The 12,503-nt window shown below is 52.9% G+C and carries 11 protein-coding genes and 1 pseudogene; 11 read left to right on the top strand and 1 reads right to left on the bottom strand.

Annotated features, from left to right (window positions below):
• Positions 1–229 precede the first annotated feature (229 nt).
• From pnuC to PSTEL_RS25520, 6 genes and pseudogenes are all read left to right on the top strand, one after another.
• Complete coding sequence (pnuC, locus tag PSTEL_RS25545; protein ID WP_038699736.1) at positions 230–907, top strand: nicotinamide riboside transporter PnuC; 678 nt, start codon at positions 230–232, stop codon at positions 905–907.
• Positions 904–1,914 (top strand): AAA family ATPase, encoded by a 1,011-nt coding sequence (locus tag PSTEL_RS25540; RefSeq protein ID WP_038699734.1) that lies wholly within the window; start codon positions 904–906, stop codon positions 1,912–1,914. Before pnuC ends, PSTEL_RS25540 begins: the two co-directional genes overlap by 4 nt.
• A 30-nt stretch (positions 1,915–1,944) precedes the next feature.
• Positions 1,945–2,838, top strand: a complete 894-nt coding sequence (locus PSTEL_RS25535; protein WP_038699732.1) for an NUDIX hydrolase — start codon at positions 1,945–1,947, stop codon at positions 2,836–2,838.
• A 16-nt stretch (positions 2,839–2,854) separates the two neighbouring features.
• Positions 2,855–3,295 (top strand): annotated as a pseudogene (locus tag PSTEL_RS25530) (NADAR family protein); the annotation flags it as partial.
• Position 3,296: 1 nt separating this feature from the next.
• On the top strand, positions 3,297–4,124 hold the full coding sequence (locus PSTEL_RS25525) for a TIGR02452 family protein (protein WP_038699730.1): 828 nt from the start codon (positions 3,297–3,299) through the stop codon (positions 4,122–4,124).
• Between the two features lie 104 nt (positions 4,125–4,228).
• Positions 4,229–5,086: an alpha/beta fold hydrolase gene (locus tag PSTEL_RS25520; RefSeq protein WP_038699728.1), complete on the top strand. Its 858-nt coding sequence runs from the start codon at positions 4,229–4,231 to the stop codon at positions 5,084–5,086.
• 168 nt (positions 5,087–5,254) lie between these two features.
• Here PSTEL_RS25520 and PSTEL_RS25515 read toward each other — a convergent pair whose 3' ends face one another.
• Entirely contained in the window at positions 5,255–6,346 is a 1,092-nt protein-coding gene (locus PSTEL_RS25515; RefSeq protein WP_038699726.1) for a GntR family transcriptional regulator, read from the bottom strand.
• 292 nt (positions 6,347–6,638) lie between these two features.
• Here PSTEL_RS25515 and PSTEL_RS25510 point away from each other — a divergent pair, with 292 nt between their 5' ends.
• The 5 genes from PSTEL_RS25510 (at position 6,639) to PSTEL_RS25490 (ending at position 12,456) form a co-directional block, all read left to right on the top strand.
• Complete coding sequence (locus PSTEL_RS25510) at positions 6,639–8,252, top strand: xylulokinase (RefSeq protein WP_038699724.1); 1,614 nt, start codon at positions 6,639–6,641, stop codon at positions 8,250–8,252.
• A 1-nt stretch (position 8,253) separates the two neighbouring features.
• Positions 8,254–8,949, top strand: a complete 696-nt coding sequence (locus PSTEL_RS25505) for an L-ribulose-5-phosphate 4-epimerase (protein ID WP_038699722.1) — start codon at positions 8,254–8,256, stop codon at positions 8,947–8,949.
• 276 nt (positions 8,950–9,225) lie between these two features.
• Positions 9,226–10,650: an L-arabinose isomerase gene (gene araA / locus PSTEL_RS25500; protein ID WP_038699720.1), complete on the top strand. Its 1,425-nt coding sequence runs from the start codon at positions 9,226–9,228 to the stop codon at positions 10,648–10,650.
• A 182-nt stretch (positions 10,651–10,832) separates the two neighbouring features.
• On the top strand, positions 10,833–11,216 hold the full coding sequence (locus PSTEL_RS25495) for a hypothetical protein (protein WP_038699717.1): 384 nt from the start codon (positions 10,833–10,835) through the stop codon (positions 11,214–11,216).
• A 175-nt stretch (positions 11,217–11,391) separates the two neighbouring features.
• Positions 11,392–12,456 carry a glycoside hydrolase family 130 protein gene (locus PSTEL_RS25490; RefSeq protein WP_038699715.1) on the top strand — a complete coding sequence of 355 codons (1,065 nt, stop codon included), beginning with the start codon at positions 11,392–11,394 and terminating at the stop codon, positions 12,454–12,456.
• The last annotated feature ends 47 nt before the right edge of the window (positions 12,457–12,503 follow it).

The raw sequence follows: 12,503 nt of genomic DNA, 5'->3' as shown, positions 1-12,503 counted from the left end.
CTGTTGATTACAAACGATTATAACGAATCGCTATGGCTCATGCAACAATCATTGCCTTAACAGTCCCGGCAGCGGCTGCGATTTTCTGGAAAAAATAACTTGATCGAAGCCGGTTTTTCTGGTATTTTCTTAGTAACAAATTGTTATTATCAATATCGAACTAAGAGATGGGCTACGATGAGCTAACTGCTGCGTTCGCGATATTTTAACAAGAGAAAGAGGGATACATATGAAGAAATTACCCGGCAACTGGAATTTATTCGAATTGGTCTGGCTTGGACTGTTCTGCGGAACAGCGATCGTATTGACTGTGATTATGAAGGATACTTTCTTAGGGTTCACGGTCTTCATGACCGGGGTATTATGCGTGGTTCTCGCGGCCAAGGGCAATCTGATGACCTATGTGTTCGGTATGTACAATACGTTCGGATACGCTTATTTAGCTTATACCAACGGATTGTTTGGGGAGGTCATGCTGAATCTGCTCTTCTTCGTTCCCATGAACGCCATCGGCTTCCTGATGTGGAAGAGAAATCGCCACGACGGCAAGCTCACCATGCGGGAGATGGATCAGAGAAGCTTGCTTCTCATAGTGGTGGTATGTGTACTGGGCAGCCTGGGACTTGGTTTCGGACTTTCATTCATCCCGGGGCAAAATTCGCCGTATATTGATGCTCTAACGACAGTGTTGTCCGTTGTGGCGACATTCCTGATGGTGAGAAGGTTCAAGGAGCAGTGGCTGCTCTACATTGTCCTGAATGCCTTCACGGTGCTGCTATGGGTGATCCGAATGCTGGAAGGAAGCAGCGACGGCGGGCTGATGATCGTGATGTGGGGCGCGTACCTGATTAATGCGGTCTATGGATATTACACCTGGAACAAAGGGGTTAAGGAGGTTCTGGCATGAGAACGTTGGGATTGACGCTGGGGAAGTTCGCTCCGCTGCATAAAGGGCATCAATTCATGTTCGACACCGCCCTGCAAGAGGTCGATGAGTTGATCGTAGTCATCTATGACACGCAGGTTATGCCGGTTCCGCTGCATGTCCGGGCGAACTGGATTCGTGAGCTTTATCCGACAGTAAGAGTCATCGAGGCCTGGGACGGCCCGGACGGATACTCGAATGATCGGGAGCATGAGATCAGGGAGGAGCAGTATATTCTGGGCCTCTTGAATGGCGAGCAGGTCACGCATTTCTACTCCAGCGAGTTCTATGGCGAGCATATGAGCCTTGCGCTGGGTGCGGTGGACAGGCGGGTGGATGAAGAGCGTAAGCTCGTTCCGATCTCGGCAACGATGATTCGCTCCGATCCATATAAGTACCGGGAGTTCATCAGTGATGTCGTATACCGGGACTTGATCACGAAGGTCGTGTTCGTAGGAGCGATGTCGACCGGCAAATCCACAATCACGGAAGCATTGGCACGGAAGTACCAGACGGTATTCGCAAGCGAATATGGGCGGGATTATTGGACCGATCATCAGGTGGACCGCAGAATCGGGCTGGCAGCATTCGACGAGATTGCGGCCGGGCATATCGAGCGGGAGGAGCAGGCCTTGCTTCAAGCGAACCGGTATTTGTTCGTCGATACCAATGCGATTACCACCTATATGTACGCTCTGGACTATCACGGGCAGGCGCCGGAGCTGTTAACACGGATAGCGCTGGAGAACGCGCAGCGATACGACTTGTTCTTCTTGTGCGACGACGATATTCCGTATGACGATACATGGGATCGCAGCGGGGACCAGAAGCGGCATGTTTTTCACAAACAAATTATCGCGGATTTGAAGGAGCGCAGAATTCCCTATATTATGCTGAGAGGGAGTCTGGAAGAGCGGATGCGCAGGGTGGAAGAGGTATTGGCTGGGTTCCAGCCGTACAGCAATTATTTTGGAGAGTTGAGCAATTAATTAAGTAACTGGAAGAGGGAGGTGAAGCTGGTGGATAGGCTGGATCGCGACGGTCTGACGGAACGCGAATTTATGGAGCGGTACCGGGCTGAGGATTACGAACGGCCCTCGGTAGCGGCAGACATGGTGATCTTCACCGTTACGGATAACGAGGCGGACAGTTACCGCAAGCTTCCGGACAAGGAGCTGAGGATTCTGCTGATCCGGCGGGGTGCGCACCCTTATCTGGGCCATTGGGCGCTCCCGGGCGGCTTCGTCCGGCCGAATGAAACGACGGAGCAGGCCGCGGCGAGAGAGCTGCGGGAGGAGACGGGAGTGGACGACGTCTATCTGGAGCAGCTGTATACGTTCAGCGACATTGGGCGCGATCCCCGTACCTGGGTGATGAGCTGCAGCTACATGGCTCTGGTGGCCGGCAGCCAGCTTGAGCTGAAGGCCGGAGATGACGCTGCCGATGCGGCCTGGTTCAAGGTATCCCACCGGCTGCTGCGGGAAGGCAAGGAGCTGACCGATGATGGATACGTCAAGACGCAGCAGTATGAGCTGAGGCTGAGCTCACATGAGGCGGAACTCGCTGCGGTCGTGGAACGGACGGTGACAGTGAAGCAAAGCTCGACAGGCACCTCTTATTCGATCGTGTCCAATGAAGGGCTGGCATTCGATCATGCGAAGATTATCGCCTACGCCATAGAGCGCTTGCGGGGCAAGGTGAATTATACCGATATCGCGCTTAACCTGATGCCGAAGCTGTTCACCTTAACGGAGCTGCAGCAGGTTTACGAGGTCATTCTGGACAAAGAGCTGCTGAAGGCCGCCTTCCGGCGCAAAGTGGCCGATCTCGTTACAGAAACGGATCATTACACCGAAAATGCGGGCCATCGCCCATCCCGTCTATATCGAAGAAATATGGAGGATAACCGATGATTTACGGAATCGAGGCCAGTGGTGGATGAGCCCGTTCACCGTTGAAGGAATCGAGTATTCCTGCGCCGAGCAGTTCATGATGGCGGAGAAGGCGCGGCTGTTCGGGGATGAGGAAATGCTGACGCTGATTGTGCGGGCCAAGCATCCCAAGGAGATGAAGGCATACGGGCGCGCGGTCCGGAGCTTCGACAAGGATGTCTGGGACAGGGAGTGCTACGGAATCGTCAAGCGGGCCAGTCTGGCCAAATTCGCGCAGAACCCGCTGCTAGGCGATTACCTCAAATCTACGAAAAACCGCATCCTGGTGGAGGCCAGCCCGCGGGACCGCATCTGGGGAATTGGCATGGGTGGGTCCAACCCGAACGCAGAGAATCCCGTTAAATGGCGGGGTAAAAACCTGCTGGGGTTCGCGCTGACCGAAGCGCGGGATGAGTTATTGCAGAAAGAAGGGGAATGAAGTGGACCGAAAACAGATTGCACAGGAGACTTTGCGAATACAGCAGCAGGGCTTCTATGAATACGAGGGGCAGCGGGTTGATTTTGCCTCGGCGCAGAAGCATTCCGAGGACGACAGTGAGCTGATAACGCCCGAACAGGGGGCGGAGCTGGTAACGGAATGCAATAAGCTGCCGAGGTTGCAGCGAGCGGCGGTCTATTCCGCCGCCAATGAGGCTACCGTGAAGGCGATCATAGATCTGGCGGAAGCAGAGAAAGACCGGGCCGGGGTGCTCAACTTCGCTAGTGCGAAAAATCCGGGCGGCGGATTTCTGAACGGAGCTATGGCCCAGGAGGAGAGCCTGGCGGCGTCCAGCGGATTATACAATACGCAGCTTCGCAACGAAGGCTACTATTTGGCTAATCGCGCCTGCCCAAGCATGATGTATACCGACCATGCGATCTATTCGCCGGATGTGGTCTTTTTCCGTGATGAGCGCTTTAATCTCATGAAACAGCCGGTTACGGCTTCCGTGCTGACGCTGCCCGCCGTGAATTACGGACAGGTGCTGCTTAAGGGAGAGGACAGTCTGCAAGCGGAACGGGTGATGAAGGACCGGATGCGGCTGGCGCTGGCGATATTTGCGCAGAAGGGAGACCAACATCTTATCCTCGGAGCTTACGGATGCGGTGTGTTCCGGAATGATCCGGTGAAGGTCGCGGGATGGTGGCGGGAGCTGCTGGACGATGAAGGCTTCGGATTATTATTTTCAACAATCAGGTTTGCTGTGCTGGATACATCCAAGGATCGTAAATGCATACATGCATTCGAAAAGGCGTTTATTGGCTGATGAGACCTATAAGCTAAGCGCCGTGAGTACGAATTGAATCGGTGGAACCTCTCAAAAGCAATGGGCATAAGCTGATCTATGTCAATTGGAGAGGATGTTGGAGTATGTTTCCTTATCGCCCGGGATTTACGCCCTGCGGGTGTTATTATTCCCCCTATTGCCAAGGCGGATGGCTCTGGCGGTACGGCGCCACGGAACCGGCTGATAGCAGCCGGCTTCCCCATCAGCAGCGGCTCACCTTCGTGCTTGTCCATGGCTCTTGGGCCGACGCCCACTTCTGGGACGGCGTAGCGGCGGCACTGCGCAGCAAAGGGCATATTGTCCATACGCCGGAATATGCCGGTCACGGCAAAGATCCGAACAAAGATGTCACCCATGCGATGATCACGAAGTCCGTTGTCGACTATATTACGAGGCTGAACCTGCATGACATCATTCTCGTCGGGCACAGCTTCGGGGGAAGCGTCATCCAGAAGGTAGCCGAACAGGTGCCGGACCGCATCAGACGCCTCGTCTTCTGGGATGCGTTCGTTCTGAAAGACGGCGAGTCGGTTGCCGATGAGCTTCCGCCCCAGACGAGACAAGGCTTTGAGCAGCTGAGAGCTGTTTCAGGTAACGATACGATCATGCTCCCGTTCCCGCTGTTTCGGGATTTGTTCGTTAATACAGCTACGCTGGAGGTAGCCAAGCGGATGTATGCAGGCGTCGCTCCGGAGCCGGCGAAGCCGCTGTTCGAGAAGCTGGATCTTAAAGCATTCTACGCGCTGACTACGCCGAGGAGCTATGTGTATTTCTATCAGGACAATGTTCTGCCGCAAGGAGAAGGCTTCGGCTGGAATCCGCATATGTCCACACGGCTCGGGCAGTTCCGCCTGATCGTCGGAGACGGGGATCATATGACGGATACGATCACAAGACCGGCTATATTGGCGCAGAAGATATACGAGGCGGGCCGGGACTGACGTGCCGTCTCGATTTTATAACCGATAAGCCTTGTTCCCTTCGATCCTGGCGGATCATGGAGTGGAGGAGGGCTTTTTGCACGCGCAAGGCTCATTATGACCCTTACTATAAGACCCTTGCTATAGGCTCCCATTGGCGCCCATAGGCATACGCGCAACTCAGGACGATCACCCCTTCTGTCTTTCCCTCACCGTCTCCCCATCAATCAGCACAGGCTGATAATAGGTGCTATTTCTCAGATCCTTCTTCCCCTGCAGCTTCTTAATGACCCAATCGGCGGCATCGCGTCCCATTTGTTCCTGCGGATGTGTCAATGTCGTGAGTTTGATGTTTGCATTTTTGGCGATATAGGAATTGTCCTGACCAATAATCGATATGTCTTCCGGAACGGACAGGTCGAGTTGTCTGCATACATTTACGACCTCCAATCCTACCTCGTCGTTATAGCAGACGATTCCAGTTAAGATGTCTCTATTTTCGGTTAGAAATTCCTTTAAGTTGGTGGACAGGTCCATTTTCGTCTCGGTATCGAAGGACAGCACCTGCTCGGGGTGGAACCGTAATTTGGCCTCTCCAAGCGCCTTGATATATCCCTTCATGCGGTATTTCCCCTGCAGATCATCCATTTTGGCAATGATGCCAATTTGGGTATGTCCTTTGGAGATCAATTCCTTGGTCGCCAGATAGCTGGATTGTACGTCATCGAGGCAAAAGAAAGGCACATCCAATTCCTCGTAATAAGCATTGATCATGATGAACGGTACGTCCTGTTCCTTGAACGACAGGTAGTACGCGATATTCGGATTGTATAGATTGCTCTTCGTAGGTTCAATAATAAGACCGTCCACGCCAAAGGACAGCATCATTTCCAGAGCCTTCTTCTCCTGCGCGACATCGTTATTGGTACTGGCTAGCAGCAGCGAATAATTATCCTCATTCAATCGTCCTTCAATCCCGCGAATAATGGAGGGGAAGATGTAGTCCGAAATGTAGGTCGTGATGACGCCGATTGTCCGATTGTTGGCATTCCCGCCGGATTTGGAGCGGAACTGGTTGCTGACATAAGTGCCCGAGCCTTTTTCACTTCTTAAAAAACCCTCATTGGACAGCTCCAAAATGGCCTTTCGAACCGTCTGCCGGCTTACATCATACATATCCTGCAAAGCGGATTCCGTAGGAATTTGTTCGCCCACGCTGTAAGCTCCTGAGAGAATATTGCTCTTAATATCATCTATGATGACCTGATACTTTGGCTTCACCTATACTCACTTCTTTCCTGTTTGTTCGCATACCAATTTATTCAATCACAATATTTGTATGTACATATTTTAACATGATTATGAACCTATTATAATCCATAGATCCGGATGTATAAACATTAAAGAGAAAAAAGAGGAAGGTTCATTGTGATATTTGTAAGTATATCTTGTAATGTATGTTGACAAATGTACGAACAAAAAATATACTAAGGCTGTCAATAAGGGAAAGCGCCTTCTTTCGATTATAGAGGTTAAAACAGTTGTTGTTGTTATAGAGGGGAGTAACGTGGTCATGGATCAGAACATTCAACAAGCGATTGCTAAGGGAGAGACTTCACTTGGTATCGAATTAGGATCCACACGTATCAAGGCAGTGCTGATTGATCACCGTTTTGAGACGATCGCATCCGGAAGCTATGAATGGGAGAATCTCCTGGTAGACGGATATTGGACGTACAACTTGGCGGATATTATCACGGGTCTGCAAGAGGCTTACAGTGAGATGAAGCAAGAAGTTGTACGCAAATATGGAATCACCATTTCAACAGTCGGTTCCATCGGATTATCGGCAATGATGCACGGATATATGGCTTTTGACAGCACGGGCGAGCTGCTTGTCCCGTTCCGGACTTGGCGTAATGCAACAACCGGTGCCGCAGCCAAGGAATTAACGGAGAAATTCCAATTCAACATTCCTGAACGGTGGAGTATCGCCCACCTGTATCAAGCCATTTTGAATGAAGAACCGCATGTGAATCGCATTGATTACTTTACGACTCTGGCCGGATACATTCACTGGCTGCTGACCGGCAGCAAGGCCATCGGCATCGGAGATGCCTCGGGCATGTTCCCGATTGATGAGACGACGCATGACTACAATGAATCGATGGTTAAGCAGTTCGACGAGCTTGTCGCGGCCAAAGGCTACTCCTGGAAGCTGAAGGGTATTCTCCCCAAGGTCTATACCGCAGGCGAGCAGGCGGGAATATTAACTGCAGCCGGAGCCAAAATTCTGGACCCATCCGGGAATTTGCAAACGGGTATTCCGCTGTGTCCTCCGGAAGGCGACGCCGGCACCGGGATGGTGGCCACGAATAGCGTGAGAAAGCGGACGGGCAACATCTCTGTGGGAACCTCCGTTTTTGCCATGATCGTATTGGAGAAAGAGCTTTCAGCCGTATATCCGGAAATTGATATGGTAACCACTCCGGACGGCAGTCCGGTCGGGATGGTCCATGCCAACAACTGCTCCAGCGACATCAATGCCTGGATGGGCTTGTTCCGCGAGTTCTATGAGGCCATGGGGCAGAAGACGGATTCCGGGCAGCTGTTCAGCGTGATGTTCAACAAGGCTTTGGAGGCAGACCCGGATGGCGGCGGCTTGCTGAGCTACGGGTATTTCTCGGGTGAAAATATTACCGGCATCGAGAAAGGCCGGCCGCTGTTCGTCCGTTCGCCGGAGAGCCGGTTCAATTTGGCCAATTTCATGCGGATTCATCTGTTCTCGGCGTTTGGCGCTTTGAAGATCGGAATGGACATTCTAACCAAGAAAGAGGACGTCGCCATTGACAGCATTCTGGCTCACGGCGGTCTTTTTAAAACCCCTGTCGTTGGACAAAAAATGGTCGCCGCCGCTTTGAATGTTCCGGTTTCCGTTATGGCAACAGCCGGAGAAGGCGGGGCGTGGGGAATGGCTATTCTGGCCTCTTACCTGACGAACCAGGATCAGCGGGAAAGCCTGGATGACTTCCTCGACAATAAGGTCTTCAAGGACACCGAGGGACAGGTCATTCATCCGGACGCTTCCGACGTGAAAGGCTTTGAAGCCTTTATGGAACGGTACACGCAAGGCTTGGCGATTGAGCAGGCTGCTGTAGATCATCTAGTAGAGAATTGGAGGGAATAACGTGTTAGAGCAACTGAAAGAAGAGGTATATGAGGCTAATCTGGACCTGCCCAAGCATGGACTCGTGAAATACACATGGGGCAATGTAAGTGCGGTTGACCGCGCAAGCGGCTTGTTCGTTATCAAACCGAGTGGCGTCAGCTATGACAAAATGAAGCCGAGCGACATGGTGGTTGTGGATTTCGACGGCAATGTGGTTGAAGGAGAGCTCAGACCTTCCTCCGATACACCGACTCACGCCGTGCTCTACAAGCATTATTCAGAGATCGGCGGCATCGTGCACACGCATTCGAATTGGGCGACGATCTGGGCTCAGGCCGGACTAGATGTTCCTGTAATGGGAACGACTCATGCCGACACTTTCTATGGCTCCGTTCCCTGTGCCCGTTTCCTGACACAAGAGGAGATCGACCGTGGATATGAGGCGGAGACCGGACGCGTGATCATCGAGACTTTTGAGCAGCGCGGGCTGGATGTTATGGCGGTTCCCGGTGTCCTGCTTAAGGGCCATGCTCCCTTCACCTGGGGCAAGGATGCCCACTCGGCGGTCATGAACAGCGTCGTGCTGGAAGAAGTGTCGAAGATGAACTTATTCGCACGGGAACTGAACCATTTTGCCGAAGAACTGCCGCAGCGTATTCTGGATAAGCACTATTTGCGCAAACACGGGAAAGACGCTTACTACGGTCAAAAGTAAATAGATTGACCTGAAAATAAGAGGAGAGGGAAGGGCAACGGAGGGGAAGTTTGGAACTGTAGGAGCGTAGGCGACCGCCTACAAGCTTTTCGCAGAAAAGCTCGCTACGTAAGCATTGGCTGTCTCCGGATTTCAACCGCAGGAGTGAAAATCAAGAAATCTGGAGACAACAGCGGCCGGAAGTCCAAACATTCACCGTAGTTGCGAGTATTCCCGAACGCTCTTCAAATATCCGGTTCAATCTAAATATCAAATAAAGAGAAGAGGATGAGCATCATGACAACCGTAAGTACCAAAGAATTCTGGTTCGTCGTAGGTTCGCAGCATCTGTATGGAGAAGAAGCGCTCTCGGAAGTTAAAGCAGATGCCCAGCAAATGACCGACGCCTTGAACAAGAGCGGCGTTCTGCCTTACCCGCTTGTATTGCAGGATCTGGCGGTTAGCGCAGATAAAATTACATCGATCATGAAAGAAGTCAACTATCGTGACGAGGTTGCCGGTGTCATCACCTGGATGCATACCTTCTCGCCTGCAAAAATGTGGATTCGCGGAACAAAACTGCTGCAGAAGCCTTTGCTGCATTTGGCAACTCAATATAATGAGAGCATTCCTTGGGCAACGATTGATATGGACTTCATGAACCTGAACCAGGCCGCTCATGGCGACCGTGAATATGGCTTCATCAATGCCCGTCTGAATAAGCAAAATAAAGTGGTAGTCGGCTACTGGGAACGCCCTGAAGTGCAGAAGCAAATTGCGGAATGGATGGACGCAGCGGTTGCCTATAACGAAAGCTTCAACATCAAAGTTGCCCGCTTCGGCGACAACATGCGCAACGTTGGCGTTACCGAAGGGGATAAAGTCGAAGCCCAGATTCAATTCGGCTGGACCGTGGATTACTTCGGCATTGGTGACCTTGTTACGTACGTAAACGCGGTTACGGAAGCAGAGATTGACGCTCTGTTTGCGGAATACGCAGAGCTGTACGATTTCGATTATGGCACTTACAGCAAGGAAGCTTGGGAAGCCAGCGTCAAAGTACAAGCCAGCTACGAAATCGCCCTGAAACGCTTCCTGGACAACGGCGGCTACAACGCCTTCACGTCCAACTTTGAAGACCTGTACGGAATGAAACAGCTTCCCGGCCTGGCCGTCCAACGTCTCATGGCGCAGGGTTATGGCTTCGCCGGCGAAGGCGACTGGAAGACGGCAGCGCTCGACCGCCTGCTGAAAGTGATGAGCCATAATCAGAACACCGGATTCATGGAAGATTACACGTATGAGCTGGCTGCCGGTCAGGAAGCCATCCTGCAATCGCATATGCTTGAAGTAGATCCGAGTCTGGCAAGCAACAAGCCGAAGATTCTTGTGTCCCCGCTCGGTATTGGCGACCGCGAAGATCCAGCCCGTCTCGTATTCGACGGCAAGGCGGGAGAAGGCATGGTTGTATCGATGGCCGACTTCGGCACTCACTACAAGCTGCTCATCAACGAAGTTGAGGCATTCGAACCGACGGTTCCAGCCCCTAAACTTCCGGTGGCCCGCGTATTGTGGAAGGTGAAGCCGAACTTCCAGGATGGGGTTAAAGCCTGGATCGAGAACGGCGGCGGCCACCACACCGTTGTCTCCTTGAACCTGACGACAGACCAAATTGTTGCCTATGCCAAACTGGTTGGCCTGGAGTACGTCATAATAAGGTAATGTATTGGCCCCCGGCGTTAGGGGGGCCTTTAAGATGACACGAAGGATGAAATGAAAGACAACACGAAAGACGAAACGACCTGCACTGATGCGGTCGTTTCGTCTTTTTCTGTTGGCCGGAGCTTCTCGCTGCTGCTTACGGGATACGGCGGAGGCGGAAAACGCTTCCCCGAGATCCTCGGATGCGAACATGCCGCTGGCTCGAGTCCGGCTTCCTGATCCGCGAGGACCTGCGCGAGAAATACGGCATGCCGGAGCTGAAGACGGTCGCGGATGTCGAGAAGTTCCTCTACATCGTGAAGGAGAAAGAGGCGACAGTTAAGCCTTTCGTCATCGATGGCCGCAAAGCGGACAGACTGGCCCTCATTTTTAACAATAACGTAAATACAAGCAAGGACATTGACCTTGAAACCACGGTCTCGATGTTCTACTACTCCTTGTCGGATAAAAAAAGTTGTCGGAGCCTGGGATGCCAAATCGCTGAATCAGCCTCTGGAACGGGTAACAAAGTATTACAAGGACGGCATCCTGTCCAAGAACATTGCCCAAGGGCAAGGAAACCTTGAAAGACAAGGTGCTCGGAATCGGCGGCCAAAAAGTCATCGATGAGATTCAGAAGCAAATTGACGTATTCGTAGCCGGTAACTGATTCAGTTATCTGACATGGGCATGGGCCGGTTATTGAAGCACAGCCGGTCCTTGTCCCGGATTCTACCCCATTAGGAGAAAGAGGAGATTGCATTGCCAGTCATACGAAGTGAGTATAATCCGGTGGTGAAGACCGCCGATGTCAAGCCTTCCCGTCCCGACTTCAAAGTGCTCGGAGCCTTCAACGCCGCGGTAGCGACTTATGGAGACGAGACCATCCTTCTTCTCCGCGTGGCCGAAGCGCCGATCTCAGAGCGCGAGGATGAACTCCTGACCCCCAAGCTGAATGAAGCGACGGGCGAAGTTGAGGTGGTCAGGGTATCAAAGGACGATCCGCGCTACAGCTTCGCCGATTCCCGCTTTGTTGCGGAGAACGGGAAGATGGTCATGCTGACCTCCATGTCCCATCTTCGGGTTGCGCGAAGCAAGGACGGCTACCATTTCACGGTTGAGGACACGCCTGCCGTGTTTCCGCAGACGGCCCTCGAAGCCTGGGGAGTGGAGGACCCCCGCATCACTCTGATCGGAGACAAGTACTACATCACGTACAGTGCAGCCTCCGTCCGGGGAGTTGGTGTCGGCCTTGCGGAGACGAGCGACTTTCGCACGTTCAAGCGTCATGGAGTCATGATGGCGCCCGAGAACAAGGACGTCATGCTCTTCCCGGAGAAAATCGGCGGCCGTTATTATGCGCTCACCCGCCCGGTTCCCCATTCCTTCGGCGCGCCGGAGATGTGGATCGCCGAGTCGCCCGATCTGCTGCATTGGGGCAATCACCGCTTCTTGATGGGACTTCGTCCGGGGGCTTGGGACGGAGGCCGAATGGGCGGGGGCGCGGTGCCGATCCGTACAGACCGCGGCTGGCTGGCCTTGTACCACGGCGCGGATGCGAAGCATCGCTACTGCATGGGCGCCGTATTGCTCGACCTCGAAGATCCGGGCAAGGTTGTGGCGCGGTCGACGCGTCCCTTCATGGAGCCGGAAGCGGATTATGAGCTGAACGGCTTCTTCGGCGGAGTGGTGTTCTCCTGCGGCGCTCTCCTGATCGGGGACACCGTCCGGATGTATTACGGGGCTGCGGATGAAGTGATGGCGGTAGCCGATATTCCGCTGGCCGAAGTTTTTGATACGCTCTCGTATGAGAAACCTTTGGCCTAATGAATATGTCAACTCGTTGCCCTATTGCGTCAACGCGCGGGCTTCGG

It is taken from the genome of Paenibacillus stellifer (genome assembly GCF_000758685.1).
Taxonomy (GTDB): domain Bacteria; phylum Bacillota; class Bacilli; order Paenibacillales; family Paenibacillaceae; genus Paenibacillus_AQ; species Paenibacillus_AQ stellifer.
The sequence above is the reverse complement of the archived record's forward strand: the minus strand, read 5'-3'. Positions and strand labels throughout refer to the sequence as shown.

Coding starts and splice junctions, on each gene's coding strand:
- pnuC (WP_038699736.1), top strand. CDS start 230: ATGAAGAAATTACCCGGCAACTGGAATTTATTCGAATTGGTCTGGCTT.
- PSTEL_RS25540 (WP_038699734.1), top strand. CDS start 904: ATGAGAACGTTGGGATTGACGCTGGGGAAGTTCGCTCCGCTGCATAAA.
- PSTEL_RS25520 (WP_038699728.1), top strand. CDS start 4,229: ATGTTTCCTTATCGCCCGGGATTTACGCCCTGCGGGTGTTATTATTCC.
- PSTEL_RS25510 (WP_038699724.1), top strand. CDS start 6,639: ATGGATCAGAACATTCAACAAGCGATTGCTAAGGGAGAGACTTCACTT.
- araA (WP_038699720.1), top strand. CDS start 9,226: ATGACAACCGTAAGTACCAAAGAATTCTGGTTCGTCGTAGGTTCGCAG.
- PSTEL_RS25495 (WP_038699717.1), top strand. CDS start 10,833: ATGCGAACATGCCGCTGGCTCGAGTCCGGCTTCCTGATCCGCGAGGAC.